The sequence below is a fragment of the Streptomyces sp. YKOK-I1 genome, from assembly GCF_054660435.1.
This window is the reverse complement of sequence record NZ_BAAGDR010000001.1, coordinates 4,893,425-4,919,506: the sequence shown is the minus strand read 5'-3', so window position 1 is coordinate 4,919,506 and position 26,082 is coordinate 4,893,425. Positions and strand designations below refer to the sequence as shown.

Annotated in this window: 25 protein-coding genes and 1 pseudogene; 15 read left to right on the top strand and 11 right to left on the bottom strand. The window is 71.7% G+C overall.

The features are described from left to right. The first annotated feature begins 23 nt into the window (after nt 1-23). The 3 genes from ACYQ8Q_RS21630 (at nt 24) to ACYQ8Q_RS21620 (ending at nt 3,146) form a co-directional block, all read left to right on the top strand. Nucleotides 24-590, top strand: a complete 567-nt coding sequence (locus ACYQ8Q_RS21630; RefSeq protein ID WP_460067180.1) for an RsiG family protein — start codon at nt 24-26, stop codon at nt 588-590. 103 nt (nt 591-693) lie between these two features. Next, a complete protein-coding gene (locus tag ACYQ8Q_RS21625) occupies nt 694-1,935 on the top strand; it encodes a GNAT family N-acetyltransferase (protein WP_460067179.1) in 1,242 nt (413 codons plus the stop codon). Nucleotides 1,936-2,237: 302 nt separating this feature from the next. Continuing rightward, a complete protein-coding gene (locus ACYQ8Q_RS21620; RefSeq protein WP_460067178.1) occupies nt 2,238-3,146 on the top strand; it encodes a winged helix-turn-helix domain-containing protein in 909 nt (302 codons plus the stop codon). Here ACYQ8Q_RS21620 and ACYQ8Q_RS21615 read toward each other — a convergent pair. Continuing rightward, nucleotides 3,136-3,330 (bottom strand): hypothetical protein, encoded by a 195-nt coding sequence (locus ACYQ8Q_RS21615; protein WP_460067176.1) that lies wholly within the window; start codon nt 3,328-3,330, stop codon nt 3,136-3,138. The genes ACYQ8Q_RS21620 and ACYQ8Q_RS21615 overlap by 11 nt on opposite strands. A 128-nt stretch (nt 3,331-3,458) precedes the next feature. On the opposite strand from ACYQ8Q_RS21615, the gene ACYQ8Q_RS21610 reads away from it, so the two are divergent. Beyond that, nucleotides 3,459-4,346 carry a winged helix-turn-helix domain-containing protein gene (locus tag ACYQ8Q_RS21610; protein ID WP_460067174.1) on the top strand — a complete coding sequence of 296 codons (888 nt, stop codon included), beginning with the start codon at nt 3,459-3,461 and terminating at the stop codon, nt 4,344-4,346. Between the two features lie 29 nt (nt 4,347-4,375). Beyond that, the gene (locus tag ACYQ8Q_RS21605) at nt 4,376-5,107 is read left to right on the top strand and encodes an HAD family hydrolase (RefSeq protein WP_460067173.1); all 732 of its coding nucleotides are present in this window, start codon (nt 4,376-4,378) and stop codon (nt 5,105-5,107) included. Here ACYQ8Q_RS21605 and ACYQ8Q_RS21600 read toward each other — a convergent pair. Next, nucleotides 5,098-5,280 (bottom strand): hypothetical protein, encoded by a 183-nt coding sequence (locus ACYQ8Q_RS21600; RefSeq protein WP_460067172.1) that lies wholly within the window; start codon nt 5,278-5,280, stop codon nt 5,098-5,100. The two genes, ACYQ8Q_RS21605 and ACYQ8Q_RS21600, sit on opposite strands and share 10 nt — an antisense overlap. A 172-nt stretch (nt 5,281-5,452) precedes the next feature. Here ACYQ8Q_RS21600 and ACYQ8Q_RS21595 point away from each other — a divergent pair, with 172 nt between their 5' ends. The 5 genes and pseudogenes from ACYQ8Q_RS21595 to ACYQ8Q_RS21575 all read left to right on the top strand — a co-directional run bounded on the left by ACYQ8Q_RS21595 (nt 5,453) and on the right by ACYQ8Q_RS21575 (nt 11,812). Continuing rightward, nucleotides 5,453-6,325, top strand: a complete 873-nt coding sequence (locus ACYQ8Q_RS21595; protein WP_460067170.1) for a winged helix-turn-helix domain-containing protein — start codon at nt 5,453-5,455, stop codon at nt 6,323-6,325. Nucleotides 6,326-6,490: 165 nt separating this feature from the next. Continuing rightward, entirely contained in the window at nt 6,491-8,671 is a 2,181-nt protein-coding gene (locus tag ACYQ8Q_RS21590) for an aminoglycoside phosphotransferase family protein (protein ID WP_460067168.1), read from the top strand. A 61-nt stretch (nt 8,672-8,732) separates the two neighbouring features. Continuing rightward, nucleotides 8,733-9,368, top strand: coding sequence for a TetR/AcrR family transcriptional regulator (locus ACYQ8Q_RS21585; RefSeq protein WP_460067167.1), 636 nt, complete (start codon nt 8,733-8,735; stop codon nt 9,366-9,368). Between the two features lie 39 nt (nt 9,369-9,407). Beyond that, nucleotides 9,408-11,471 carry a HelD family protein gene (locus tag ACYQ8Q_RS21580; RefSeq protein ID WP_460067166.1) on the top strand — a complete coding sequence of 688 codons (2,064 nt, stop codon included), beginning with the start codon at nt 9,408-9,410 and terminating at the stop codon, nt 11,469-11,471. 21 nt (nt 11,472-11,492) lie between these two features. Then, nucleotides 11,493-11,812: pseudogene (locus ACYQ8Q_RS21575) on the top strand (hypothetical protein). Here ACYQ8Q_RS21575 and ACYQ8Q_RS21570 read toward each other — a convergent pair. From ACYQ8Q_RS21570 to ACYQ8Q_RS21545, 6 genes are all read right to left on the bottom strand, one after another. Further along, nucleotides 11,790-12,578, bottom strand: coding sequence for a patatin-like phospholipase family protein (locus tag ACYQ8Q_RS21570; protein WP_460067164.1), 789 nt, complete (start codon nt 12,576-12,578; stop codon nt 11,790-11,792). The pseudogene ACYQ8Q_RS21575 and the gene ACYQ8Q_RS21570 overlap by 23 nt on opposite strands. A 70-nt stretch (nt 12,579-12,648) precedes the next feature. Then, a complete protein-coding gene (locus ACYQ8Q_RS21565) occupies nt 12,649-13,836 on the bottom strand; it encodes an ABC transporter permease (RefSeq protein WP_460067162.1) in 1,188 nt (395 codons plus the stop codon). 152 nt (nt 13,837-13,988) lie between these two features. Then, a complete protein-coding gene (locus tag ACYQ8Q_RS21560) occupies nt 13,989-14,720 on the bottom strand; it encodes an ABC transporter ATP-binding protein (protein ID WP_460073440.1) in 732 nt (243 codons plus the stop codon). A gap of 32 nt (nt 14,721-14,752) precedes the next feature. Beyond that, the gene (locus ACYQ8Q_RS21555) at nt 14,753-16,237 is read right to left on the bottom strand and encodes a peptidoglycan-binding protein (protein ID WP_460067160.1); all 1,485 of its coding nucleotides are present in this window, start codon (nt 16,235-16,237) and stop codon (nt 14,753-14,755) included. Between the two features lie 52 nt (nt 16,238-16,289). Continuing rightward, nucleotides 16,290-17,264, bottom strand: coding sequence for a hypothetical protein (locus tag ACYQ8Q_RS21550; RefSeq protein ID WP_460067158.1), 975 nt, complete (start codon nt 17,262-17,264; stop codon nt 16,290-16,292). Nucleotides 17,265-17,406: 142 nt separating this feature from the next. Further along, nucleotides 17,407-18,318: a DUF3152 domain-containing protein gene (locus tag ACYQ8Q_RS21545; protein WP_460067157.1), complete on the bottom strand. Its 912-nt coding sequence runs from the start codon at nt 18,316-18,318 to the stop codon at nt 17,407-17,409. Between the two features lie 150 nt (nt 18,319-18,468). Here ACYQ8Q_RS21545 and ACYQ8Q_RS21540 point away from each other — a divergent pair, with 150 nt between their 5' ends. The 3 genes from ACYQ8Q_RS21540 to ACYQ8Q_RS21530 all read left to right on the top strand — a co-directional run bounded on the left by ACYQ8Q_RS21540 (nt 18,469) and on the right by ACYQ8Q_RS21530 (nt 20,144). Further along, nucleotides 18,469-18,882, top strand: coding sequence for a helix-turn-helix domain-containing protein (locus ACYQ8Q_RS21540; protein WP_055638318.1), 414 nt, complete (start codon nt 18,469-18,471; stop codon nt 18,880-18,882). Between the two features lie 86 nt (nt 18,883-18,968). Further along, nucleotides 18,969-19,643 carry a hypothetical protein gene (locus tag ACYQ8Q_RS21535; RefSeq protein WP_460067156.1) on the top strand — a complete coding sequence of 225 codons (675 nt, stop codon included), beginning with the start codon at nt 18,969-18,971 and terminating at the stop codon, nt 19,641-19,643. A 162-nt stretch (nt 19,644-19,805) separates the two neighbouring features. Further along, on the top strand, nt 19,806-20,144 hold the full coding sequence (locus ACYQ8Q_RS21530) for a DUF2516 family protein (RefSeq protein ID WP_460067155.1): 339 nt from the start codon (nt 19,806-19,808) through the stop codon (nt 20,142-20,144). Nucleotides 20,145-20,216: 72 nt separating this feature from the next. On the opposite strand, the gene ACYQ8Q_RS21525 is transcribed toward ACYQ8Q_RS21530, so the two are convergent. The 3 genes from ACYQ8Q_RS21525 to ACYQ8Q_RS21515 form a co-directional block, all read right to left on the bottom strand. Beyond that, nucleotides 20,217-21,575, bottom strand: coding sequence for a PP2C family protein-serine/threonine phosphatase (locus ACYQ8Q_RS21525; RefSeq protein WP_460067154.1), 1,359 nt, complete (start codon nt 21,573-21,575; stop codon nt 20,217-20,219). A 288-nt stretch (nt 21,576-21,863) separates the two neighbouring features. Beyond that, nucleotides 21,864-22,952, bottom strand: coding sequence for a C40 family peptidase (locus ACYQ8Q_RS21520; protein ID WP_460067153.1), 1,089 nt, complete (start codon nt 22,950-22,952; stop codon nt 21,864-21,866). Between the two features lie 237 nt (nt 22,953-23,189). Further along, entirely contained in the window at nt 23,190-24,017 is an 828-nt protein-coding gene (locus ACYQ8Q_RS21515) for a class I SAM-dependent methyltransferase (RefSeq protein WP_460067151.1), read from the bottom strand. Between the two features lie 215 nt (nt 24,018-24,232). Between ACYQ8Q_RS21515 and mshA the strand changes: the two genes are divergently transcribed. After that, the gene (gene mshA / locus ACYQ8Q_RS21510; protein ID WP_460067150.1) at nt 24,233-25,570 is read left to right on the top strand and encodes a D-inositol-3-phosphate glycosyltransferase; all 1,338 of its coding nucleotides are present in this window, start codon (nt 24,233-24,235) and stop codon (nt 25,568-25,570) included. Continuing rightward, nucleotides 25,563-26,066 (top strand): type III secretion system chaperone family protein, encoded by a 504-nt coding sequence (locus tag ACYQ8Q_RS21505; RefSeq protein WP_460067149.1) that lies wholly within the window; start codon nt 25,563-25,565, stop codon nt 26,064-26,066. The genes mshA and ACYQ8Q_RS21505 overlap by 8 nt, the downstream gene beginning before the upstream one ends. Nucleotides 26,067-26,082: the final 16 nt, after the last annotated feature.

Genomic DNA, 26,082 nt, shown 5'->3' with positions numbered 1-26,082 from the left:
GGTCGAGGGGACGGTAGAGGGACATGAGCACACCGAGTACCGAGCGGCTGGAGACACACCGGCCGCCCGCCCAGCGCGGCGAGAGCCCCGGGCCGCCCGCGGATCCTCCGGGGCACGAGCTGGCCCGGCTCAGCCTGCCCGAGCTGCGCACCCTGCGCCAGGGCGCCCAGCGCGACGAGGCGGACCTGAGTTACGTACGACGCCTGCTGCAGGGCCGGATCGACATCCTGCGCGCGGAGCTGGCCCGCCGCTCCCCGTCGGGCGCCGCGTCGGTCGTCGAACGCCTCCCGGAGATCCTCACCGACGCCCCGGCCCGCCACCGCTCCTCGGCGCGCCACGTCACCCTGGGCACCCCGCACAGCGAGGAGTACGGCCGCCTCGCCGCCGACATGCTCGCCGACGTCGAACTCTCCGACCTCGACGCCCGCACCGACCCGGAACTCCACGCGGCGATGGCCCGGCTGGTCGGCTACGAGCAGCAGGTCTCCCGGCGCCGCCAGCACCTCCAGCGCACGGCCGACGACTGCGGAGCGGAGATCACCCGCCGCTACCGGGAGGGCGAGGCCCAGGTGGACGACCTGCTGGTGTGACCTCCGGGGCCGGTCCGGCGGGCCGGGCCCCCTGGCGGCGATGGGGGCGGGGGCGGGGCGAAAACCCGGCGACACCCGCTCCCGCCCTGCCTACCGTGGCCCCATGGACGTCCGCCCGATCACCGACCATGAACTCCCCGCCTGGATGCGCGCCCTGAACACGGGCTTCCTGCGCCCTCCGGCCGTCACCGAACAGTCCCTCGCCGCCCGCCGGGCCACGCTCGGCGACTCCCGGCTGACCGGCGCCTTCGACGCCGACACCTGCGTGGCCACCTTCCGCTCCTTCCCGCAGGAACTCACCGTCCCGGGCGGGGCCCCCGTCCCCGCGGACGGCATCTCCAACGTCGCTGTCCTGCCCACCCACCGCCGCCAGGGCCTCCTGACCCGTCTGATGGCCGACGACCTCCGGGCCGCGAAGGACCGCGGGGACGTCGTGGCGACCCTCGTCGCCGCCGAGTACCGCATCTACGGCCGGTACGGCTTCGGTCCCGCCACCACCACGACCGAGTGGACGATCGACATCCCGAGGGCCGGCTTCGACCCCCGCCATCCGGTCCCGCTGGCCGGCGGCCGGATCGACCTGGTCGACGGCGCGGAGGTCCGCAAGCTCGGCCCCGTCCTGCACGAGCGCCTGCGCCGATGCCAGCCGGGTGCCGTCAGCCGACACGAGCACTGGTGGGACATGAACACCGGGGTGATCCATCTGCACGGGGAGGCGAGCTGGACCGAGCCGTTCTACGCGGTGTACCGCTCGGCGGACGGCGAGGTCGAGGGGCTGGTCTCGTACCAGGCCGACGACCACTGGACCGACGCCAAGCAGCCGCGGAACACGGCCTCGGTGAACTGGCTGCTCTCGGTGACCACGGCCGCCGCCCGCGCTCTGTGGCACTACCTGTGCTCCATCGACTGGATCACCCGGGTGAAGTCGGGCTGGCGCTCCCCGGACGATCTGCTCCCGCTCCTGCTGCCCGACCCGCGGGCGGCGAGCATCACCACCCAGGCGGACTGGCTGTGGGTGCGGCTCCTGGACGTCGCGACGGCCCTTCGGGCGCGGTCGTACGACACGGCGGGCGCCCTGGTCCTGGAGGTGGTCGACGGGGCCGGCCTGGCCGGGGGACGCTTCCTGCTGGACGCGGCCCCCGACGGCGCCTCCTGTACGCCGACGGCCCGCGACGCCGATCTCACCCTGGACGTGGCCGAGCTGGCGTCCCTGTGGCTCGGCGACGAGTCGGCGGTGCGGCTCGCGGCGCTGGGCCGGCTCCGGGAAGAACGAGCGGGCGCCGCCCGGGGGGCCGACGCCCTGCTGCGTACGCCCGGGCGACCGTGGTGCCCGGACCTGTTCTGACACTCCTTTCGACGTCCGACGGTGGGGAAGGTGGTGCATCCGTAGCTGTTCAGTTGTGGCTGTGCGCGCGATGTTCGGTTGTGGCTGTGCGGCGATCTTGAGTTGTGGCTGTGCTCAGGTGTCGGCTTCTCGGGCTCCCGGCTCCCCTCCGGAAGGGAGTCCGACCGGCCAACCGTCTGGAAGTTTGACCATGTTGTTGAAGTTGGCTGCCAACTTCACTGTACTTATGTCCGCTTGGAAGCGTCCTATAACCATCTCTCTGAGAACTGCCACAAGATGGCGGGAAGTTGTACTGTTCCCCCGTGGAGCCGGAACATGCCCCCGTCAACGGACGGCGGAGAGCGGGGCGGCCCCAGCCCTCGCACCGCGAGGTGGCCGACGAGCTGCGCACCCGGATCAGGACCGGAGTGCTGCGGCCGGGCGAACGCATGCCCACGCAGGCCAGGTTGGCGGACGAGTTCGGGGTGGAGCGGGGGGCCGTACGCCAGGCGCTGCGCATCCTCCAGTCGGAGCACCTGCTCACCAACGTCTCCAAGGGAAGCCCGGCCACGGTCGCCCCGCCGCCGGGCGCGGCCGGCCTGCCGATGGGTCCGCAGACGACCCCGCAGCCGTCCATGGTGGACCTCCCACCGCGGATGACCGAGGCCTTCGCGGCCCAGCATGTCCAGGTCGACGCCCTCTGCCTCACGGCGGTCTCGCTGACGGCGGCGATCGGCGAGCCGCTGCGCCGGATCCATGCCGGACAGCTGAAACCGGCCAAGATCGACGTCCGGGTCCTGCTGCCCTCACGGAACATCGACCTGGCCTTCCCCGCGGCGGTGGACACCTCGGCCACCGAGCGGCTCCAGCGGCACTGGCTGGCCCACCGCAACGCTCAGGGGCAGGTGCTGCGGCACAACCTGCTGAGCCTGCGCTCCACGCACGGCATCGATGTCAGCGTCACCTTCCGCGCGCTGCCGTTCACCCCGCCCGTGAAGCTGTATCTGCTCAACGGCACGGACGCGCTGTTCGCCTATTACACCGTGCGGCTGCGCGAGGAGACGATCGACCAGGAGAACCTGGAGATGTACGACGCCGAGGGCACGCGGTCGGTGCTGTTCGCCTTCGAACAGGGGGCCGGTCCGCGCGACTCGGCGTTCGTGGAACAGTCCCAGCTGTGGTTCGACGCACTCTGGGAGACGATCAGCTCGGAGCTGCTGCTCACGAGCTGACGGCGGGTCCGGTGGCCACGAGGGCGAGGACCACGGCGCCGACCGAGCTGAGGGCCGGGCTCTTGGCCTTGATGCCGATACTGAGCAGCAGCAGTCCGACGGCGCCGGTGGTGCCGTACTTCCACTGGATGGTCTGCTCCACGCCGACGACGATGGCGGCACAGAGGAGGGTGAGGACAGGCATGGTATTCCCCCCTTTCTTTACCAACTCGATCAAGTTGGCAACCAACTCTGATTATGTTGTCCCCACTTGGTACCAACCACTAAACAACTTTCAAGCAACTCCCCATAGATGGATCTAAGTTGTAGCGTTTGGTCGTGACCCAGGAGAACGTGGCGGAGAACGTGGCAGTGAACGGCAGCAGAAGGTCGCCCCAGGAGATCGCCGACGTCCTGCGGCAGCGCATCCGTGCCGGTGAACTCAAGGCAGGCGACCGCCTGCCCACCCAGGCCGAGCTCGCCGACGAGTTCGGGGTGGAGCGCGGCGCCGTACGCCAGGCCCTGCGCGAACTCCAGCTCGACGGCCTCCTCACCAACGTCAGCAAGGGCAGCCCGCCGCGTATCGCCGAACCGCCCGCGCCCGGTCACGACGAGCCCCAGCCCACCATGGTCGGCCTCGCCCCCCGGCTCACCGAGGCGTTCTCCGCCCCGCACGTCCGCATCGACGCGGCCTGCCTGACGGCCGAGAGCCTGATCCCCGCCCTGGGCGAGCCCCTGCGCCTCATCCACGCGGGCGTGCTCCACCCCCAGCGGATCGACGTCCGGATCCTGCTGCCCTCCCGACGCATCAATCTCGCCTTTCCCGTCCCGGTCGAGGGGCGCGGCGACGACGACCCGGTCCACCAGCGCTGGCTCGCCATGCGCAACGCCCAGGGCCACGTCCTGCGCCACAACCTCCAGACCCTGCGCTCCCACGGCATCGACGTCGACATCACCTTCCGCGCGCTGCCGTTCACCCCGCCGGTGAAGCTGTACCTGCTCAACGGCACGGAGGCGCTGATGGCGTACTACATGGTCGAGCGGCGCGAGGAGTCCACGGACGCCGGAACGCTCGACATGTACGACGTCCTCGGCACGGAGTCGCTCCTGTTCTCGTTCCAGTCCTCGGCCGGTCCGCGCGACGCCACGTTCGTCGAGGAATCGCAGAAGTGGTTCAACGCCCTCTGGGAAACCATCACGACGGACCTGACACTCTCCTAGTGACTTCTGATACGACGCAGACTGAACAGGTGGCAGCCGACACCGACAACACCCAGGGAAACGGAACCGCGGATCTGCGGGAGCTGATCGCGCGTACGAGGGTCGTCCTGTGGGACTTCGACGGCCCCATCTGCCGGCTCTTCGCGGGCCATTCGGCGGAGGACGTGGCCGACGGACTGGTGGAGTGGCTCGAAGGGCGGGGCCTGCACCATCTGCTGACGGAGTCCGAGCGGGAGTCGCTGGACCCGCACGTCGTCCTGCGCGCCGTGGACCGCCTGCGCCCCGGCAGCGACCTGGTCGCGGAGCTGGAGGAACGTCTCACCCAGGAGGAACTGCGGGCCGCCTCCTCCGCGATGCCGACCGCGTGGGCCGACCCCCTGGTGCGGACCTGGACCGCCCTGGGCCTGCGCCTGGCCATCACCACCAACAACTCCCCCCGCGTGGTCGCCAAGTACCTCGCCGGCCGGGGCCTGGCCTCCTGTTTCACCCCGCACGTCTACGGCCGTACGCAGGAACTCCACCTGCTCAAGCCGCACCCCCACTGCCTCCGCCGCGCCCTGCGCGCGACGGGCTCCGCCCCCGAAACCGCCCTGATGATCGGCGACACCCCCTCCGACTTCCTCGCCGCCGACGAGGCCGGCGTCCCCTTCCTCGGCTACGCGCGTAACGAGCGCAAGGAGAAGCTGCTGCGGGGAGCGGGGGCGACGACGGTGGTGAACTCACTGGAGACGGTGCTGAGAGCGGTCAGAGGTCAGGCCTGACTCGCGAGGACCACGAGCACGACCGCCGCCGTGACGGCGAGGCCGTTGTGACGTGCTCGGATTCCTATCCCGACCAGGGACAGAAGCACCACTCCCGCGAGGCCGAGCCGAGCCTGCGCCAGACTTCCCAGGACGAGGCCCAGCAACTCCTGGGACACCGCTAAAAGGAGCATGTCATTCCACCTGCCCGCCAGTCTCAGTGAAGCGTTCAAGTCTCGGTCCAATTGGACTGCTTGACGCTTTGAGATCGGTTTCCCCTGGCTGATTGATCCTTAATCGGTCCAATTTGGCTGAGACTTGACTGGCAGTGGTTTGGTATTGGACGGATGGCGGTACGGACGCGGTGTGGACGCACAGCAGAGTGGTGACGTCGGCGGCCGGGAGTTCCACCGAGTCGCCGACGACCTGCGGGCCCGGATGGCGAACGGCACCTATCCGCTGCGTTCCTTCCTGCCGTCCCAGCGGGATCTCGCGGAGGAGTACGAGGTCTCCCGGGACACGGTCCAGCGGGTGCTGCGGGAGCTGGCCAACGAGGGCTGGATCGAGTCCCGGCAGGGCAGCGGCTCCCGGGTGGTCAAGACGCAGCGGATCCAGTCGTCCACGCCCAGGGCCACCCGCCAGCGCCACGGGGCCGCGCTGGGGCCGCTGCTCAGCGAGGCGTTCGAGCAGCCTCAAGTCACCCTGGACGTCTACACGTTGACGTCCGAGTCGCTGGACGCGCACATCCGGTTGCAGGCCGAGCGGATCCACGGCGGTTCCATAGCGCCGCAGCACATCGGCCTGCGGATGATCCTGCCGTCCGAGGAACTCAACCTGCCCTACCCGAGGGTCAGGGACGACAAGGACGACGACCGCCTCAAGAGCCGTCTGCACGACATCACCAACCGTCACACGGACTCTCTGCGGGGCGTGCTGAAGGACCTCAGGACCGAGAAACTCGTGCCGTCCGTCGACGTCCAGATCCGCCACGCCGCCCTGACGCCGACCTTCAAGCTCTACCTCTTCAACGGCACGGAGGCGCTGCACGGTCCGTACGAGGTGATCCAGCGCCAGATCGAACTGGATTCCGGCGGGGAGGTCACCGCTCTCGACGTCCTCGGCCTCGGCGCCACCCTCACCCACCAGGTGAAGGACACCGACCCGAACTCACCGGGCACGGTCTTCGTCGAGACCTGGCAGGCCTGGTTCGACTCGGTCTGGAGTCATCTCGCCGAATAGCTCAGGCGTGTGCGCTAGTATCCCCGGCATCGCGCGCGAGTAATCCTCTCCTGTTGTACGTATTACTTCCTGTGCTCACCCCACCGGCCACCCCGGTAGTGCGGCGCACCACACGGCACTCGACGATTGCCGTACCCATTCCCGCGCTACCTCCCGGAGCGGCCAGTGGTCGACCACTTTGTTCCCCCTCGGCACCTTGGGGAACGAGCCGCTGAGGACGCGGTCCTCCGTGCCTTCGTCGAAGCCGCGGAATCGACGCAGGAGTCCACCAGCGGGTACCACAACCGCAACTACGTCCTCCCGCTGACCGAAGAGGTGGCCCGGCTGGTCGGCCGGGAGGCCGGGACTTCCGTCACCGTGCGCATCAGGCGGGCCGACGCGCTGCCCGTGGTGATCAGGACCTGGCCGGACGAGGCCGTGATCCTCCAGGCCGTGCGCGGCGCCCTGCCGCACGCCCCCGAGTGCCTGGTCAAGCGGCCGGAGTACGCGCTCCACAGCTATGTGGAAGGTGTACCGCTCTCCACGATCTGCGGAAACGGTAAGCCTGTCGACACGCTGCTCGTGCGCGCGCTGGCCGGTCTGCTGGCCCAGATGACCCAGGTGCGCCGGGCGGCGCTGCCCCGCCTGCCGGCATCCTGGCCCGCCAACCTCAGCGACAGCCAGGCCTTCCTGAAGACCCTGGCCCATCTCGCGGACGAGCAGATCCGCAAGCCCAACTGGGACGAGTTCGGCGGCCTGTTCAAGGCGCTGGGCATCCCCGACGACGCGTTGCTCCGGCTGGCCGAGCGGGTTCCCACCCTGACCCGCCGGCCGTACAGCCTGCTCCATGGCGATCTGCACCGGGACAACCTGATCGTTTCGTACGACGGCGATCCTCCCCTCATCTGCGTGGACTGGGAACTCGCCACCTACGGCGATCCGCTGCACGACCTGGCCGTGCACCTGGTCCGCATGCAGTACCCGAGTCAGCAGTGGCCCGAGGTCATCGACGCATGGGCCGAGGAGATGGCGGAGTTCCGGCCCGGCGCGGTCAACGGCGTGACCAGGGACCTGCGCCACTACCTCGGCTTCGAGCGGGCGCAGTCGGTCTACCCCGACATCATGCGCGCCGCCCGGTCGCTGGAGGACTCGTTCACCCAAAGGCGCCTCGACGAGGCCACGCAGGAGGTGCACAGGGCGCTGGAGGCCGCGGCCGAGCCGCTCCGGCTCGGCAACGTGCCGAGGCGCGACGAGATCGAGAAGGCCCTCATCCGATGGCTGACCTCGCGGGGCGGTCCCAGTGCCGACGGGGGCTGGCTCGCCAACGCCTGCGACTGGCGGCCGGACCCGCGCTGTCCGGAGAGCCCCGGCTTCCCGCGGTCCGCCGTACGGGATGCGCTGTTGGCCGAGGGAGCCGCTCCCGCGGACCGCGTGTTCAAGGGGACCGCTCATCTCAACACGGTCGTCTGGGTCAGGGAGCTGAGCGATCCCGTGGTCGTCCGGCGCACGCTTCCCAACGTCTCCCGCAGGGAGCCCAGGTATCTGAGCGAGCACGCCGTGCTGCGCGCGATCCAGCAGTCGGGCGTCAAGGTGGCGGCTCCTCGGGTCCTCGCCCTCGGTGAGAGCTACCTTGACGACCGCTTCTCCGTCCACACCTATGTCGGACCGCACATCGGTCCCCCCAACCATCCGGTGAACGGCCTGCGCCCGCGTGAGGCGGACGGACTGGTCGACCAGCTGTGCGCGCTGACACGGGTGGACCACCGGCGGGTCGACCCGACCGGTGAGGAGGTGGACTTCCACGCGTGGCTGCGGGACCAGCTCGTCGCCCTGGTCATGCAGCTGCCGGGGGAGTCGCAGCAGCTGGCGCGCCTGCTCGGACTGCCCGACCCGGTCCGTCTGGCGGCGATCCTGAGCAGGCACCAGGTCAGCCGACGTGAGCCGAGTCTGCTGCACGGGGACCTCAACCCCTGGAACCTGGTCCGCCGGGACGACCATCTGGCGCTGACCATCATCGACTGGGAGATGGCCCTGGTCGGGGACCCCCTCTACGACCTGGTACGGCACATGCACCTCACCCCGACCCGGCCGGAGATCAGGGAGCGCATGTTCCGGCGCTGGGAACAGAACCTGCCGCCGAGGTACACCATGAACTGGCGTGCGGACTGGCGCGTCTACAGCTGGATCGAGCAGGTCCGCTCCGCGTACATCGATCTCGACCGCCTGGTGACCGGCTCCGGCCTGGACGCCCCCAACGTCCGCCGGGCCGTGAACTCGTACGCGGACACCCTCGCAGCCGGCATCGCCGCGCTGGGCCTTCCCGTGCCGTCGACGGCGAACCCGTACCTGGCCCGCGCCCTGGCCTAGGGCGTGTCCGTGCTCCGTCCACTCCTGGGCCCACGCGCTGAAGCCGCCGTACGCTCACCCCATGAGCGACCCCGGGCTGCGTGAGCGGAAGAAGCAGCGGATGTATCAGGCCGTGTCGGACATCGCGGTGCGGATGTTCCTGGAGCGGGGCTTCGAGGCGGTGTCCGTCGCCGAGGTCGCCGCCGCGGCCGAGATCTCCAAGCCGACCCTCTTCCGGTACTTCCCGGCCAAGGAGGACCTCGTCCTGCACCGGATCGCCGACCACGAGCGGGAGGCCGCGCGCGTGGTGGAGGCCGGACGGGCCGAGGGGGTCGCGCCGCTCGTCGCCCTGCGCCGGCACTTCCTGGAGGGGATCGCGGCCCACGACCCGGTCACCGGACTCAACGACCACCCCGCCGTCCGCGCCTTCTACGACCTCCTCTACGGCACCCCGTCCCTGGTCGCCCGGCTCCACGCCCACCTGGAGCGTTCCGAGGCCGCCCTCGCCGAGGCGCTCGGCGGCGGCCTCCGGGCCAGGCTGGCCGCCGGGCAGATCATCGCCGTACGGCGGATCCTCGCCGAGGAGAACTGGCGGCGGATCTCGGCGGGGGAGCCGGTGGAGGACGTGCGCAAGGACGCGACCGGGGCGGCCGAGCGGGCGTTCGCGACGCTGGAGGCGGGGCTTCCGGAGCTCACGACCGCTAGTGTGACTCGGTAAAATATTTAACTCGGTTACGTTCTTCGCTATCCTCGGCACATGACGACTGCCGAGCCGGCCGAGCCTGCCGTAAAGGGACCCGATCACGACCTCGACACCGCCCTGCGCGAGGAACGCGCCCACCACGACACCTGCCGCGCCGCCCTCACCGCCATGGTCGACGGCGCCGACCTCCAGGTCGTCATCGGCGAGGACGTCTCCGCGTCCGGCGCCGACGCCGAAGTCCTCGGCCACGGGCTGCGCAGCCGCGCCAAGGCCCTGCACGAACTCCCCGAGGGCCCGCTCTTCGTCGGCCGCATCGACCTCGCACAGGGCGACGGGCACCACATCGGCCGGCTGCGGATCAGCGAGCACCCCGCCGCCCCGCCCCTCGTCGTCGACTGGCGCGCCCCCGTCTCCCGCGCCTTCTACCAGGCCGGCGCCCGCGATCCGCAGGGCGTCACGGTACGGCGGCGGTTCGGATGGGCGCCCGGCAGCCGCGGCGACTCCGCCGACCTGACCGGCCTGGAGGACGAACACCTGACGGGCGGCACGCCGGCGGCCGGCCCCGGCGGCCTCCTCCTGCGGGAGCTCGAACGGCCCCGCGTCGGGCCCATGCGCGACATCGCCGCCACCATCCAGCCCGAACAGGACGACCTCGTCCGCGGCGGACTCGCCGACTCGGTCTGTGTGCAGGGCGCCCCCGGCACCGGCAAGACCGCCGTCGGCCTGCACCGGGCCGCCTACCTCCTCTACACCCACCCGCAGCGCGTCGAGCGCGGCGGTCTGCTGATCCTCGGCCCCAACCGCACCTTCCTCTCCTACATCGCCGAGGTGCTGCCCTCCCTCGGCGAGACCGGCGTACGGCAGTCGACCCTCGAGGACGAGATCGCCCGGCACCCCGTCACCGCGACCGACACCGACCGGGCCGCCGCCCTCAAGCACGACCCCCGGATGGCCGAGGTGCTGCGCCGGGCGGTGTACGGGCGGGTGACGGCCGGTCACGCCGAGGACCTGGCCGTACCGGACGGGTCGTACCGCTGGCGGATCGCGGGCGACCGGCTCACCGACATCGTGAGCGCGGTGCTCGCCGAGGAGCCGCCGTACGAGGTCGGACGGGAACGGGTCCGCAGCCGGATCGTGCGCCGCATCCTCACCCGGGCGGAGCGGCGCGGCGGGCCGCCCCCGGCCGCCTGGCTGCGGCGGATCGAACGGGCGCGGGCGGTGAGCGCGTGCGTGGAGGCGCTCTGGCCCAGGCTGCGGCCGGAGGAGGTGCTGGCCGGGCTGCTGGGCGACGCGCAGGCGCTGGCGGGGGCGGCCGACGGGCTGCTGGAGCGGGCCGAGCAGGAGGCCCTGCTCTGGGCCCGGCCGCCGCGTTCACCGAAGTCCGCACGCTGGTCGGCCGCCGACCTCGTCCTCCTCGACGAGATCGCCGGGCTCCTGGAACACCCCCAGGGCTACGGCCATGTCGTCGTCGACGAGGCCCAGGACCTCTCCCCGATGGAATGCCGGGCCATCGCCCGCCGGGTCCCCTTCGGCTCCCTCACCGTCCTCGGCGACCTCGCCCAGGGCACCACCCCGTGGGCGGCGCGCTCCTGGCCGGTCCACCTCACCCACCTGGGCAAACCCGACGCGACGGTCGTCCCGCTCACCACCGGCTTCCGCGTCCCCGGCGCGGTCCTCGGTCTCGCCAACCGGCTCCTGGCCCGGCTCGACACGGACGTACCCCCGGCCCGCTCCCTGCGCCACGACGGCGCCCTGCGCGTCCGCCGCGCCCCGGACGGCGGCCTCGCCGCCACGGTCGTCGCCGCCGTACGCGACGCGCTCACCCACGAGGGCTCGATCGGCGTCATCACCCCGGACACCGAGACCACCCGCTTCCGGGAGGCCCTCACCACGGCCGGCCTCGCCCCGGCGGCCGGCCGGGTGACCGTCATCGGCGCCTCCCTCGTCAAGGGCCTCGAATACGACCATGTCGTCGCCGTCGAACCGACCACGATCGCCGAGTCCGAACAACGCGGCCTCAACCGCCTGTACGTCGTCCTGACCCGCGCGGTGTCCCGCCTGGACGTGGTCCACGAACGCCGGGAGCTGCCGTGGGGTGAGGAGACCGTGGAGGGCTGATCCCGGGCCCATCCTTGAAGGATGCCGCCTCTGCTCTTCCTCGACGTCGACGGGACGCTGATCCCCTTCGGGGGACCGGGTCCCTACCAGGAGTACGGGACCTCGTCCCACCCCCTGCTGCCCCGCCTGGACCCGGCCCTGGGACCCCGGCTGCTCGCGCTGGGCTGCGCACCGGTCTGGGCGACGACGAGATCGGCGATGTCGACCGCGCCTGGGTGAGGGCTCGCCATCCGGGCCCGGCGCTGCTGCACCGGGTCGACCACCGGTACGGGCTCGGGGAGGGGGACTTCGCGGCTGTGGAGGCCTGGGTCGCGGAGATCACCGGGGTGGCGGGGGTGTAGGGGTGGTGGGGGAGCGGGGCCAGGTCTGCAGGGCCGCGCGGGTGGCCTCGTAGCCCCGTTCGACCAGGGACGGGACACCTGACGGGGACCAGGAGGAGTGGCCCGTGGTGTCGATGGTGATGGAGAGGTCGGGGAGCCGGCCCTGGCCGGGGTGGGTCGGGCGGGATTCGAACCAGCGGCGCCAGCGGGTGGTACCGCGGCCGAAACCGACGGCGATGACCCGGCCCGCGCCGAGCCGGTGCGCGGCCCACACCGGCAGCGGTGAGACCACGGCCCCGTCCACGCACAGCGCCCCGCCCTCCTCCAGCCGGACCGGAGGGAACAGCCCGGGGACGGCGCTGCTCGCGCACAGTGCGGCCGTGAAGGAGCCCGAGGTCACCAACCGGGGCGTGGTGGAGCCGAGTTCGGTGACCACCGCGCCGAACCGGATCGGCAGGTCCTCTATCCGCAGGTCGCCGACCAGGTCCTCGATGTTCCGGGCCAGCGGCGAGGTGTCCAGCAGCCCCAGGCGCGGACTGATCGCGGCGGTCCCGAAGTCCGCCCACTGGGCGCGCAGCAGCCGCCGGGTGAGACGTTCGCTGTCGACCCCGGCCGCCCAGGCCCCGCCGATCAGCGCCCCCGCGCTCGCCCCGGCCACCGCCGTCACCTCGATCCCCGCCTCCTCCACGGCCCGCAGCACCCCCGCGTGCGCGGCCCCGAGAACCGCCCCGCTGGACAGGACCAACCCCACGGAGGAGGGCGGAGACGGGGACTTCGACGGGGTCACCTGGGCGTGCTCCTTCCGGGCGTACCGCCCGCACGGCCGGGGCGGAACGACAGAGGGCGAGCATGACAGGCTAGGAGCGCAGCGCGTCGACGGGCTCCATGCGAGAGGCCCGCAGGGACGGGTAGAGACCCGCCAGGAGACCGACGAGCGCCCCGACGACCGGGGCGCCGAAGGCGAGCCGCACATCCAGGACCGGGGTCCACTCCCGGACGGCCGACACGGCCACCACGACGACCATGCCCAGGGCGGCGCCGATGACGCCGCCGAGCAGTCCGATGGTCGTCGACTCCACGAGGAACTGGCCGGCGATCTGCCGCCGGGAGGCGCCGAGGGCGCGGCGCAGTCCGATCTCCCCGATCCGTTCCATGACCGTCACCAGCGTCACGTTGGCGATACCGATGGCCCCCACCACCAGCGAGACCAGCCCGAGGACCAGGAACAGGCCGTTGACGTCCCCCTGCACCCCCGTGCGCGCCTTGACCGGGTCGGACGGCGCCGTGACGGCCAGGGCGCTCTCGGCGCCGGGCGCCAGCGCGATCGGCGCCTGGTGGGCCACCTGATACGCCGCACCGAGCGCGGTGTTGATCAGCACCCGGGTCACCTCTCCCAGGCCGAGCTGGTCCTCGGCCGTCGTGGGCGGCAGGATCACCGAGGTGGAGAGCTGCTGCTCCCGCTCGGCCTCGCCGAGGATCCCGATCACGGTGTAGGACTGGCCCTTCAGGAAGACCGCGGGGGAGCCCTGCACCGAGCTGATGCCGAGGAGCCGTGCGGCCTGGTCGCCGAGCACCGCCACCCGGTCGTGCCGGGCGATGTTGCCGCTGTCGAAGAAACGCCCGGCGGTCATCGTGCCGCGCACCGCGGCGGGCAGTGTGGGGGACGCGGCGAACACGGCCATGGTCTGGCCGCTGACGTCCCCGGGGGCCACCACGTCGTTCGCCCGTACCTGGACGCTCGCGGTGTCGGTGGAGGAGGCGAGCGCCGCCACCGATTCCACCCCGGCCAGCCGCCGGACCGCGTCTACCCCCGACCAGCCGACGAGCGGGACCGCGTCGGCCGACGGGGGGACCACCACCGTGACCGAGGTGGCGGTGAGGGCGTCGAACCGGCCGACGATCTGATTGCCCGCCGTGGCCGAGACCCCGATGGTGATGACCAGGGTGGTGATGCCCAGAACCGTTCCCAGCGTGGTCAGGGCGGAGCGCATCGGACGGGCGAGAACCCCCGCCAGCGCCTCGGTCCACAGGTCCCGGAAATCCATCCAGGGACGCTCGGTGGCCCCGGCCGGCGCCGGGGCCGGGGCCGTGGTGGAGCGCCCGTCGGCGCCCCAGGGATCCCCTGGCTCTGCCGACTGTGCCGACTGCGCCGACTCTGCCGACTCCGGCGACTCTGCCGGCAGCGGGGCTCGGGTCCTCATCGGCCCTCCTCGGTGAGCCGGCCGTCGCTGATCCGCACGCGCCGGTCGGCCCGCCTGCTGACCGCCTCTTCATGGGTGATCACGACCAGGGTCATGCCCTGCTCGGACAACGCGTCGAAGAGGTCCAGCACCGACTCGGTGTTCTCACTGTCGAGGTTGCCGGTGGGCTCGTCGCAGAGCAGCAGAGCGGGTTCGCTCATCAGCGCCCGGGCGATGGCCGCACGCTGTCTCTCCCCACCGGAGAGCCGGTCCGGACGGAAGCCGGACCGGTGCGCCAGGCCCACCCGTTCCAGCGCCTCCTCCGCCCTCGCGCGGCGGCCGGCCCGGCCGCGCCCGGGGCGCGGCCGGCGGTAGGCCTCGGCCAGCATGACGTTCTCGTCCACCGTCCGGTAGGGCAGCAGATGGAAGGACTGGAAGACGAATCCGATCCGGCTGCCGCGCAGCGCCGTGCGTTCCAGGTCGCCGAGCGTGTTGGTCTCCACCCCGTCGAGCCAGTAGGCGCCCGAGGTGGGGCGGTCCAGCAGGCCCAGGGTGTTGAGGAGCGTCGACTTGCCGGAACCGGACGGGCCGACGATCGACAGGTGCTCGCCGCGCCGGACGGCCAGGTTCACGTCCCGCAGGGCATGCACCGGCGGTTCGGAGTCGAAGGTCCGGTCGACGGACACCAGCCGGATGACCGTGTCCCTGTCCCTGTTCCTGTCCCTGTCCCTGTCCTTGTCCCTGTCCATGTCCGCGTCCGTGTCCGTTTCGAGCACGAAGGTCATTGCCCGATCACCACCTGGTCGCCTGCCTTCAGGGCGTCACCGGACGGTGTGACCTCCACCTGCCCCTCCGCGGAGAGTCCCGCCTTGACGGACACGTCCACCACCGTGCCGCCGCGCCGGACCTGCACCGTGGCCTGTCCGTCGGCCGCCGTGTGGAGCGCGGCGATCGGCACGGTCAACGCCTCACCGGCCGACGATCCCACCTTGATGGTCACCTTCGCGGAACCGCCCGCGTTCTTGGTCAGCTTCCCCGCGGGGATGGAGATCTGCACCGGCACGGGAGCCGACGCGTCGTCACTCCCGCCGGCCGAAGTGCCCTGCGCGGTCGTGCCGTCGGCCGAACCCGTCTTCGGCACGTCGTCACCGAGTGCCACCAGCTCCCCCTCCACCTTCTTGCCGTCGGTGGTCTCCACCTCCGCCGTCATGCCCTTGTGGAGCAACTTGGCGTCGCTGCCCTGCACCACGGCCTGCACCACGACCTTGGAGCTGGTCACCGTGCCGATCGGTCCGGACGGGCTGTCCCCGACCTTCACCGTCACCTTGTCCAACCGGGCCGGCAGATCCGGCAGGAAGACCACCTCACCGGCGGGAATCCTGGTTCCGTAGCCGGCCTGGAAGGCCGACAGCGCGGTGTTGGCCGCGTCCAACTGCTGCTGTGCCGCCTTGAGCTGGAGCTTCTCCGCCTGGCTGCTGGTGCCGGTGGCGGTGCTCTTCGTGCCGCTGGTGCCACCCTTGCCGTTGGTCTCCGTGCCGCTGGCCGACGTACCGCTGCTCTCCGTGCCGCTGCCGCTGGTCTCCGTACCACTGCCGCTGCCCGTGCCGCCGCTCGGGTTCTTGGCCGAGAGGAGGCCCTGCTGCGCGGCGGTCACCGCCGCTTCGAGCGTCCCCAGCTGCTGCTTGTCCGCGATGCTGGGCTCCTGCGCCTGGAAACCCTTGCTCTTGTACCAGCGGCTCACCGCCGTGGCGACCCCCTGCCCGTACTGCCCGGTGGCCGCACCGGAGTTGAAGCCGAGCCGGGCCAGGGCCCGCTGGAGCTGCTTGACATCGTCCCCGGACGTGCCGGGACCCAGGGTGCGGTACATCGGGACGGATCCGCGCAGCACCAGCACCGGCCGGCCGCTCAGCTGCATCAGCACGTCGCCCTCCTTCACCTCCGACCCGGCGACCGGTGCCTTGGTGACCCGCTGGGCGACCGTGTCGGTGGACCCGGAATCCGGGGTGCCCACGGGCCCGGCGAGGGCCAGACTCTGCGGTGAGTCGAACTCCACCGAGCCCTGGGCCACCACGCTCGCGGTCAGCGAGCGCCGCTCGACCGCGACGGTGACCGGTCCGGCCTTCGGCGGCTTGCGGGCGGCGGCGGCGTCCGCCGGCGACTGCATCTGCGATCCGGCGAACCACCCGCCCGCCCCCACCAGCGCCACCGCGGTGACGATGATCCCCAGCTGTCTGGGACGGCTGCTCCCACCTTTTCGGCGCTGCATGCTCTTCCTTGGCTCGAGAGAGGGGCGTTGCTCGGTCGGTTCGGGGGCCGACTCACCCGGCACCGGTGGACCCCGGGGCCTTGAAGAACTTGGGGAAGTAGGCGGCCCGGAAGTCCTTGCCGCACGCCAGGTCCTTCATCGCCAGCTCGATCTCCTTGGTGAGCAGCGGCAGCGCCTCGTCCTTGCTCATCGTTTCCGTGGAGGGCTCGCCCTCCGGCTTCTCCCCGTTCGCGCCGGCCTCCACCGACACGGCGCCACCGGCACCGGCGGGAGCGGACGCGGCCGCCTGGAGCTTCACCATCTCCCCGATGCTGGTCGGCTGGGTGGTCGTGACGGTGATGCCGTCCTTCTTCAGACACGAGGCGTACGACTGCGCCAGGCCGACCAGTTCCTGGTCACCGTTGAGCGCCTGCGCGTTGGCCTGGTTCTCGGAGGCGGACGCGGCGCTCCGGTCCTCGACGGACTCACCGCCGTAGACCTCCTTGTCGGCCGTTCCCATGCAGCCGGTCCAGTCCTTCTGGCCGATCTTCGGGTCCGGGGGACCGCCCAGCGCCTTCTCGTAGGCGGCCTTCTGCGCGGGGGTGAGCGTGTCCAGGTACTTCGCGTTGGCCGAGGGCTCGTTCGCCGCCTTGCGCGACACCTGGGGATCGTCGGGGTAGACCGCGATCGCGGTGTAGCCGAAGCCGTACTTCTGCCGGAACTTCTTGGTGAGTCCGTAGTCCGCCCCGTCGGTGGCCCAGCCGGTCCTGAAGTCCTCCGGGGCTTCGGGGGTGTAGGCGAACCCCTGCTTCTTCATGCAGACCGCGATCGCGTTCTCCACGAGGTACTGCTTCTTGAGTTCGGCGCTGGCGTCCGCGGGAATGTCGAGCTGTCCCGACGATCCGGCAGAGGCCTTCCCGCCGCTCGTGGAGGCGCTCCCGTCGCCCGCCGAGGAGGACGAGGCCGACTCACCGCCGCCGCAAGCCGCCAGCAGCGGCAACAGGCTCACGGCCACGGCCAGTTTCCGGACAGCGCGGGATCCAGACATGTGTCCATCCGATCGAGAGGAATCATGGGAATCGTGGAAAACGTGGGAACCGTGGGGGCTGCGTTCCACTGGAGGCCCACTGTGGTGTCCGCAGTTGATGACCATGGGCGCGGATCATGACCAAGCTGTAACTGCGGGCCTGCTACGCCGGCGGCCCGGAGACGAGGTCACCGTTCTTGTCGTAGGGCCAGGCGTTGGCGACGCATCCGTGCAGGCCCTTGATCTGCTGCATCATCACGGGGGCGAGCTGCCCGGGACCCGCGCAGGTCTGGTGCGTGTAGTCGAGGAAGTGACCCATCTCGTGGTTCACGATCAGCGCCCGGTACTCGTGGATCGGACCGTCGAACGTGGGCGAGCCCTTCACCCAGCGCTTGAGGTTCACCACCACCCCGTCGGGAATCTCGCAGTTGTACTCGCCGTGCGTGTCCTGGCGGATGCCGGCCCAGCACAGGGCGTCCGCCGTCCCCGGCGTCGCGATCTTCACCTTGAGGTCATAGGGCTGCCCCGCGCTGACCAGCTGGAACGAGGACACCCCGTTCCGGGTCCAGCCGCGGGGCGCGGCGAGGATGTCGGCGATCTCGTTCGCCGCCTGGTCCGGCGAGATGTCGAGCCCGCTCTCGACCTGCACCACGTACCGGAGCAGCCGCGCCCCCCGACCGACCTTCGCGCCACTGGCTTGCGCGGTGACGAAGGTGCCGGGGCCCGTCGCGGGAACGTCGATCCCGGTCGGCGTCGGGGCCGGGGTCGTGGCCGGAGGCGTCGGAGTCGGCGTCGGCGTCGCGGATGGAGTCCGGGACGGTGTGGGGGTGGGCGTGGGAGTGGGCGTCGGGGTGCCGGAGCGCACCGTGCCGCGCGGGCGCGGCGCGGAGGTCGTCGTATCCCCCCGTCCGCCGTCCACCAGGAAGAACGCCGCGGAACCCAGCAGACCGACCGTCACCAGCCCGGCGACCAGGGGGGTCCGGCCCCAGCGGCGCGGCCGTTTCCGGCGGTGGGAGGACCGATGGCGGCCGCCGGTGGGCGGCGGTGCGGACTCCCGCTCTCGTACCGATTGCATGGCAGCTCAAGCTGGTCATCCCAAATGATCGCGCCGAGCTCAAACTGTCACGAGACGGTAACGATGGATCTTTCGGCGGCCCCTGTGGCGCGACACACTATTGCAAGCAGGTGCTTGCAATAGTTAGCGCGGGTGGTGCACAGTGGAGGCATGGCATCGCTCAACGTCGGCAATCTCGGTGACTACCTGCGCGAGCAGCGGCGCAACGCCAAGCTCTCGCTCCGGCAGCTCGCCGACGCCGCCGGGGTGTCCAATCCCTATCTGAGCCAGATCGAGCGCGGGCTGCGCAAGCCGAGCGCGGAGGTGCTGCAGCAGGTCGCCAAGGCCCTGCGGATCTCCGCCGAGACGCTGTACGTGCGCGCCGGCATCCTCGACGCGGAGCGGGACCGGGACGAGGTCGAGACCCGCGCGGTCATCCTCGCCGATCCCACCCTGACGGAGGCACAGAAGCAGGCACTGCTGCAGATCTACGAGTCCTTCCGCAAGGAGAACGGATTCGAGAGCGGTCAGGAGAGCCGGCCCGGGGACGAGGGCGACGCCGATCCGCAGCAGACGGCCAGTTGACCGGACCAGGGGACCGGCCGCCGACTGCGGACTCGTACGACCCTCAGCCGAAGACGACGAATGTGAATCCGGGAGGACCTACCACCATGGCCATCACCGACGACCTGCGCAAGACCTTCAGCGACCCGACCCCGCTCTACTTCGCCGCGGGCACTGCCGACCTGGCCCTCCAGCAGGCGAAGAAGGTGCCGGCCCTGGTCGAGCAGCTGCGCGCCGAGGCCCCGGCCCGTATCGAGGCCGTGCGCAACACCGACCCCAAGGCCGTGCAGGAGAAGGCCGCCGCCCGCGCCAAGGAGGCGGGGGTCAAGGCCAAGGAGGCGCAGGAGACCTTCCAGACGAAGGTCAACGACTTCATCTCCACCCTCGACGGCGACATCAAGAAGCTCGGCACCACGCTCGACACCGACCTGAAGAAGCTCGGCGAGTCCGCCCAGGACCTCGCGCTGCGCGGTGTCGGCGTCGCCGCCGAGTACGCCGTCAAGGCCCGTGAGACCTACGAGAAGGTGGCCGAGCACGGCGAGCAGGCCGTGAAGACCTGGCGTGGCGAGGCCGCGGAGGAGATCGAGGAGCTGGCGATCGCGGTCGAGGGCAAGGACGAGCCCGCCCCCGCCGCCGAGCCGAAGTCCGAGCCGAAGCCCGCCCCGGCCGCCGAGGCCAAGGCCCAGCCGGCCCCGGCGCCCGCGAAGAAGACGGCCGTCAAGAAGACCCCGGCCGCCCGTAAGACCACCACCGCGAAGAAGACGACGCCGCCCGCCAAGTGAGACACAGCGCCGGCCGCGACGCCGACACGGACATACGGTCACGGGCCGGGCACGGAAACGGTGCCCGGCCCGTTGTACGGGTAACGAGAGCGCGGTTGCGGGTACGGTGACCGCGTAAGGACGAACCGGGTCGTGCCTAGTCGGGTGGTGGACGTAGTGCTGATGCAGGGATTCGCAGGGTTCATGTCGCTGCTGAGCCTGGCCCTGATCGTGTTCAGCGGCTTCGCTCTGATCGACGCGGCCGTCCGCCGCGAGGACGGCTTCCGCGCCGCCGACAAGCAGACCAAGCCCTTCTGGCTGATCATCCTCGGGATCGCCTTCGTGGTGGACCTGATCTTCCCGATCCTGGCGTTCCTGCCGGTCATCGGCCTGGTCGCGACGATCGTCTACATGGTCGACGTCCGCCCCGCCCTGCGAGCGCTCCCCGGCGGTGGCCGCAGCCACCGAGGCGGCGGCTCCAGCAGCGACGGCCCCTACGGCCCGTACAACGGCGGACGATAAGAGTCTTCGGGACGGGCGCAGCCCCGTCCCCAGGGGCGCGGGGCCGCGACCCCCACCCCCACGCCGAAGCCCCTACGGAACCCGATCCAGGAGCACGACGGCCACGTCGTCCGTCAGCTCCCCGCCGTTGAGCTCCCGCACCTCACTCACCGCGGCCCGCAGCAGCTCCTCCCCGCTCAGCCCCTCGGAGAACTGCCGCCGGATCATCTCCACCATCCCGTCCTGCCCGAGCCGCTCCTTGCGCCCCGCGCCGACCCGCCCCTCGATCAGCCCGTCGGTGTAGAGCATCAGGCTCCACTCCGCCCCCAGCTCCACCTGCATACGGGGCCAGCGGGCCCCCGGCAGCAGCCCGAGCGCGGGCCCGTTGTTCTCCTGCGGCAGCAGCCGCGCCGGCCGCCCGGGAGCGGCGATCAGCGGCGCCGGGTGCCCGGCCAGGCACAGCCCGGCCCGCCGTCCGTCCGGCGCGATGTCCACCGTGCACAGCGTCGCGAAGATCTCGTCGTCGTCCCGCTCGTGCTCCAGCACCTGCTGCAGCGTCCCGAGCAGTTCGTCGCCGCACAGCCCCGCCAGGGTCAGCGCCCGCCAGGCGATGCGCAGTTCCACGCCGAGCGCCGCCTCGTCGGGGCCGTGCCCGCAGACGTCGCCGATCATCGCGTGGACCGTGCCGTCGGGCGTGCGGACGGTGTCGTAGAAGTCGCCCCCGAGCAGCGCGCGCGAGCGGCCGGGGCGGTAGCGCGCGGCGAAGCGCAGCGGGGAGCCCTCCAGGAGCGGCGTGGGCAGCAGCCCGCGCTCCAGCCGGGCGTTCTCCTGGGCGCGCAGCTTGCCCTCGGCGAGCCTGCGCTCGGCCGTGTCGGAACGTTTCCTCTCAACGGCGTAGCGGATCGCGCGGCTCAGCAGCCGGCCGTCCAGCTCATCCCGGAAGAGATAGTCCTGGGCGCCGACGCGCACGGCCTCGGCGCCGCGCTCGGCGTCGCCGGAGGCGGTGAGCGCGAGCACGGCGTGCCGGGGCGCGAGCCGCAGCACATGCCGCAGCACGGCGAGTTCCTCGTCGGTCTCGCCGGCTTTCGCGGCCCGGCCCGGCGCGGGCAGCGCCAGGTCGAGCAGGATGCAGTGCACGTCGTCGGTGAGCAGCCGCTCGGCCTCGGTGAGGTTGCGGGCGGTGCGGACGCGGATCGGTCTGCCGTCGGAGTCGAGCAGATCGGGGACGATCGGCGCGGCCGTGGGGTCGTCCTCGATCAGCAGCAGGGTGAGCGTGGGGTGCGCGGTGTCGTTGTCGGCCGGCGCGGTGTCGCGCGCGGTCTCGTCCGTGCGGGCGGCGTCCCGCCGGGGCGGGTGCGCATCGCCGGAGGGGCCGCCTGCTGCGGGCACGGCCTGCGCCTGACCACACTCCGCGGCCGGGATCGCTCTCTGCCGCGGTACGGGTGCGGGCATGTGTCGGGTTCCTTCCCTCCCCCCGAGGGCACGGCGGGGACGAGGGACCTCGACCCACCGACGGGGACCATAGCGGCAGAAGGCGCCACAGCGGAATGGTGTGCGGCACCCTGCTTGATCTCAGGCCACTGTCATATGCCACGTTCCGTACCGCAGTTGGGCAGGCCGGTACGGGGGACGGATGACGAAGGTCACGTCCGTGCGGGGTTTGGGACGCCCGGCCGGGTGCCGTGCGTCACGTGTCCGGGGTCACGAGGGCGGTGATTGAACCGATGTGAGGCTTTCGCCTTATGCGTCCGGGCGCACCACCGCGAGGATCGGCATGGTGCCGGCCCCGGCGAGGGTGACGGTACGGCCCGGGCGCGGGGCGTGGATGATCACGCCGTCGCCGACGTAGAGCGCGACATGGCTCGCGTCGCCGAAGTAGATGATCAGGTCGCCCGGGCGCATGGCCTCGACGGCGACGTGCGGGAGCTGCTTCCACTGCTCCTGCGAGGTGCGCGGGATCGTCCGCCCGGCGCTCTTCCAGGCCTCGGAGGTCAGCCCGGAGCAGTCGAAGGAGTCCGGTCCCTCGGCGCCCCACACATACGGCTTCCCCAGCTGCGCGGTCGCGTAGGCGATGGCCTTCTTGCCGGCGGCGCTGGCCTTGCCGTCGATCTCGTCGAGGATGCCGGTGTCCAGCCAGGCGGTCTGGGCCTTCTGGTCGGCCTGTTCCTGGAGTTGGGCGAGGCGTTCCTTCTCGGCCTTCTCCAGCTGGGACTCCAGCTTCTCGGCCGCCGCGATCTGCTTCTCGACCTTCTTCTGGGCCGCCGCCTTGGCCTTGCGGTTGGCCTCCAGCTTGGTCCACTGCGCCGAGGCGTCCGCGGAGTACTGCTCCAAGTCCTCCTGGGTGCGGGTCACTTCCGCGATCAGGCCCTTGGTCGCGCGCTGGCCCTGGAGCACCCGGCCGGCGCCGTCGAGGAAGTCGCTCGGGTCGTCGCTCAGCATCAGCTGGGCCTCGTCGGGCAGCCCGCCCGTGCGGTACTGGGAGCGGGCGGCGGCTCCGGCCCGGTCCTTCAGCTTCGCGAGCCGCTCCTGGCCCTCGACGATCTTCTGGGCGAGGGCGACGATCTCCGCGGACTGCTTCTTCGCCGCCTCCTCGGCCGCGTTGTACGCGTCGGTGGCGACCGCGGCCGCGTGGTACAGCGCCTCCAGCTTCTCGCGGACCTCTTCAAGGTCCTTGCTGGGCGGGAGGGTGAGGTCGGGGGCGGTCGTCGCCGTCGGGGACGGTGTGGGGGTGTCGGGGGCGGCGAACGCCGCGCCGGGTGCCCCCAGGACGGTCACCGCGCAGACGACCGCCACCGCGACCGCGAACAGGCCGCGCTTGCCCGGACCCATACCTCGTCCCCCAAACTGATTTCCCGTCAGTAACTTACGGTGCTCGGGGGATCGTGCCACGTCACGGCCGAAAGTGACAGAGTCAGGCCCGGAACCGACAGGTACCGAACAGCTGAGCCCTTCCCTGCATGCCCCCCGGCATGCCCCGGAATGATGATCGCCCCGCTCATGTGACGAACGACTCAAGGAGATCGTTCCCATGTCCCACAAAAGGGTGAACGATCGGTGAAACGGCAGCTACGCGGGCCCTCTTCGGCCCCGCGGCGCCAACGCCCCCCACCGCACCGTCACTTCCCCCTGCCGCCACCGCGCCGGCCCGTCCGTCACCGGCCAGTCGGCGCCGAGGTCGCGCACCGCGCGGATCCAGCGCTGGCGGGCGCCGTACGAGGCGTAGGGCGCCGCGGCGGCCCAGGCGCGGTCGAAGTCGCGCAGGAACGCGTGCACCGGCTCGCCCGGCACATTGCGGTGGATCAGTGCCTTGGGCAGCCGCTCCGCCAGGTCCGACGGCCGCTCCAGGGACCCCAGCCGGGCCGCGAAGGTGACCGTGCGCGGCCCCTCGGGCCCGAGCGCGACCCAGACGTGCCGACGCCCGATCTCGTCGCAGGTCCCCTCCACGAGCAGCCCGCCCGCCGAGGCCCCGCCGGCCGGCGCGAGCCGCGCGCACAGCCGCTCCCAGACCCCGGCGACCTGCTCCTCGTCGTACTGCCGCAGCACATTGGCCGCGCGCACCAGTTGCGGCCGCTGGGGGAGGGGCAGTTCGAACCCGCCGTGCCGGAAGGCCAGCCCCTCGCGCTCGTACGGCTTCGCGGCGGCGACCCGCGCGGGCTCGATCTCGACGCCCACCACACGCGCGCGTGGCGCCACGGACCGCAGCCGGCCGAGCAGCTCGACGGCCGTCCAGGGGGCCGCCCCGTACCCGAGGTCGACGGCCACGGGATCGGCGGCCCGCCGCAGCTCGGCGCCGTGCGTCGCGGCGATCCAGCGGTCCATGCGGCGCAGCCGGTTGGGGTTGGTGGTCCCGCGCGTAACGGTGCCCACGATGCGAAGGGGCGCGCGGGAGGTCATGACATACGAGGGTAGGCGGTGCGCCGGGGCGGGCGATGATCCGCCCGGGGACGCCCGTAAGGCTCGAACGGTTGAGCGATACAGGTAACGCTCAGGCAAAAATCACCGCCCCGGTGATCCCGCCCGGAATGGGAACGCCTCCCTCCGGCGTTCCAGCCCCCTGGGAGGCTTTCGCCCCCTCCGTCCGGCATGCCCGCAGCAAGGAGGAACGCCACGTGAGCCACCACGCCAGCCGGCTCGGGCGTCGCTCTCCGGTGGTACCCCAGCGGCTCAGGCTCCACCGCCGCCCCCGCCGAGTCGCGATGCTCTCCGTGCACACCTCACCGCTCCACCAGCCCGGCACCGGCGACGCCGGCGGCATGAACGTCTACATCGTGGAGCTCGCCCAGCGCCTCGCCGCGATCAACATCGAGGTGGAGATCTTCACGCGCGCGACCGCCGCCGCCCTCCCCCCGAAGGTGGAGATGGCCCCCGGCGTCCTCGTCCGCCACATCGACGCGGGACCCTACGAGGGGCTCAACAAGGAGGACCTCCCCGCCCAGCTGTGCGCCTTCACCCACGGCGTGATGCAGGCCTGGGCCGGCCACCGCCCCGGCCACTACGACCTGGTCCACTCCCACTACTGGCTCTCCGGCCACGTCGGCTGGCTCGCCGCCCAGCGCTGGGGCGCCCCCCTGGTGCACGCGATGCACACCATGGCCAAGGTCAAGAACGCCAACCTCGCCGACGGCGACACCCCGGAACCCGCCGCCCGCGTCATCGGCGAGACCCAGATCGTCGAGGCCGCCGACCGCCTCATCGCCAACACGGCGGAGGAGGCCGACGAACTCGTACGGCACTACGGCGCCGACCCCGGCAAGGTCGCGATCGTCCACCCGGGCGTCAACCTCGACCGCTTCTCCCCGGCCGACGGCCGCGCCGCCGCCCGGGCCCGCCTCGGCCTCCCGCAGGACGCCCTGATCCCCCTCTTCGCGGGCCGTATCCAGCCCCTGAAGGCCCCGGACATCCTCCTGCGCGCCGTCGCCGCCCTCCTCGACGTACGCCCCGACCTGCGCACCCGGCTCGTCGTCCCGGTCGTCGGCGGCCCCAGCGGCAGCGGCCTCGCCAAGCCGGAGGGCCTGCAGAAGCTCGCCGCGCGGCTCGGCGTCGCGGACGTCGTACGGTTCCGCCCGCCCGTCGGCCAGGACCGGCTCGCGGACTGGTTCCGTGCCGCCTCCGTCCTCGTCGTGCCCTCCTACAGCGAGTCCTTCGGCCTGGTCGCCATAGAGGCCCAGGCGGCCGGCACCCCGGTGCTCGCGGCGGCGGTCGGCGGCCTCCCGGTGGCCGTACGCGACGGCGAGACGGGCTTCCTGGTCCAGGGCCATGACCCGACCGCGTACGCGCGCGTGCTCGAACGATTCGCCGACACCCCGGAGCTGCCCGCCCGGATGGGCACGGCCGCCGCCGCCCACGCCCAGTCCTTCGGCTGGGACACCGCGGCCGCCCGCACCGCCGACGTCTACACGGCCGCGACCCAGGCCCACCGCCGTCCCGTACGCTCCCAGCATGGGTGAGGCGGAGAAGAGCGCGGCGCGGATCATCGAGGCGTACCTCGCGGGCGCGGAGCTGGAGTGGGAGAGCCCGCGCCCCGGTTCCTACGTCGTCCAGCTCCCCGGCACCGCCAAGCTGAAGACGACGGTGTCCTTCCTGGTCGGCCGTCACTCCCTCTCCCTCAACGCCTTCGTCATCCGCCACCCCGACGAGAACGAGCCCGGCGTCCACCGCTGGCTGCTGGAGCGCAACCTCAGGCTGTACGGCGTGAGTTACGCCGTCGACCAGCTCGGCGACGTCTACGTCACCGCCCGGCTGCCCCTGGCCTCGGTGACGCCGGACGAGGTGGACCGCCTCCTCGGCCAGGTCCTGGAGGCGGCGGACGGCGCCTTCAACACCCTGCTGGAGCTGGGTTTCGCCTCCGCGATCCGCCGGGAGTACGCCTGGCGGGTCTCCCGGGGCGAGCCGACCCGCAACCTGGACGCCTTCGCCCACCTCACCCGGCGTCCGGCCGACTGACCCCGGGAGTCTCCCG

What these genes read in the sequence shown, in the direction of transcription:
- ACYQ8Q_RS21505 (WP_460067149.1), top strand. Translation starts at nt 25,563, where the DNA reads ATGGGTGAGGCGGAGAAGAGCGCGGCGCGGATCATCGAGGCGTACCTC.
- ACYQ8Q_RS21555 (WP_460067160.1), bottom strand. Translation starts at nt 16,237, where the DNA reads ATGCAGCGCCGAAAAGGTGGGAGCAGCCGTCCCAGACAGCTGGGGATC.
- ACYQ8Q_RS21545 (WP_460067157.1), bottom strand. Translation starts at nt 18,318, where the DNA reads ATGCAATCGGTACGAGAGCGGGAGTCCGCACCGCCGCCCACCGGCGGC.
- ACYQ8Q_RS21525 (WP_460067154.1), bottom strand. Translation starts at nt 21,575, where the DNA reads ATGCCCGCACCCGTACCGCGGCAGAGAGCGATCCCGGCCGCGGAGTGT.
- ACYQ8Q_RS21580 (WP_460067166.1), top strand. Translation starts at nt 9,408, where the DNA reads ATGACGACTGCCGAGCCGGCCGAGCCTGCCGTAAAGGGACCCGATCAC.
- ACYQ8Q_RS21530 (WP_460067155.1), top strand. Translation starts at nt 19,806, where the DNA reads ATGCAGGGATTCGCAGGGTTCATGTCGCTGCTGAGCCTGGCCCTGATC.
- ACYQ8Q_RS21520 (WP_460067153.1), bottom strand. Translation starts at nt 22,952, where the DNA reads ATGGGTCCGGGCAAGCGCGGCCTGTTCGCGGTCGCGGTGGCGGTCGTC.
- ACYQ8Q_RS21565 (WP_460067162.1), bottom strand. Translation starts at nt 13,836, where the DNA reads ATGGATTTCCGGGACCTGTGGACCGAGGCGCTGGCGGGGGTTCTCGCC.
- ACYQ8Q_RS21540 (WP_055638318.1), top strand. Translation starts at nt 18,469, where the DNA reads ATGGCATCGCTCAACGTCGGCAATCTCGGTGACTACCTGCGCGAGCAG.
- ACYQ8Q_RS21630 (WP_460067180.1), top strand. Translation starts at nt 24, where the DNA reads ATGAGCACACCGAGTACCGAGCGGCTGGAGACACACCGGCCGCCCGCC.
- ACYQ8Q_RS21625 (WP_460067179.1), top strand. Translation starts at nt 694, where the DNA reads ATGGACGTCCGCCCGATCACCGACCATGAACTCCCCGCCTGGATGCGC.
- ACYQ8Q_RS21615 (WP_460067176.1), bottom strand. Translation starts at nt 3,330, where the DNA reads ATGCCTGTCCTCACCCTCCTCTGTGCCGCCATCGTCGTCGGCGTGGAG.
- ACYQ8Q_RS21550 (WP_460067158.1), bottom strand. Translation starts at nt 17,264, where the DNA reads ATGTCTGGATCCCGCGCTGTCCGGAAACTGGCCGTGGCCGTGAGCCTG.
- ACYQ8Q_RS21560 (WP_460073440.1), bottom strand. Translation starts at nt 14,720, where the DNA reads ATGGACAGGGACAAGGACAGGGACAGGGACAGGAACAGGGACAGGGAC.
- ACYQ8Q_RS21535 (WP_460067156.1), top strand. Translation starts at nt 18,969, where the DNA reads ATGGCCATCACCGACGACCTGCGCAAGACCTTCAGCGACCCGACCCCG.
- ACYQ8Q_RS21585 (WP_460067167.1), top strand. Translation starts at nt 8,733, where the DNA reads ATGAGCGACCCCGGGCTGCGTGAGCGGAAGAAGCAGCGGATGTATCAG.
- ACYQ8Q_RS21515 (WP_460067151.1), bottom strand. Translation starts at nt 24,017, where the DNA reads ATGACCTCCCGCGCGCCCCTTCGCATCGTGGGCACCGTTACGCGCGGG.
- ACYQ8Q_RS21600 (WP_460067172.1), bottom strand. Translation starts at nt 5,280, where the DNA reads ATGCTCCTTTTAGCGGTGTCCCAGGAGTTGCTGGGCCTCGTCCTGGGA.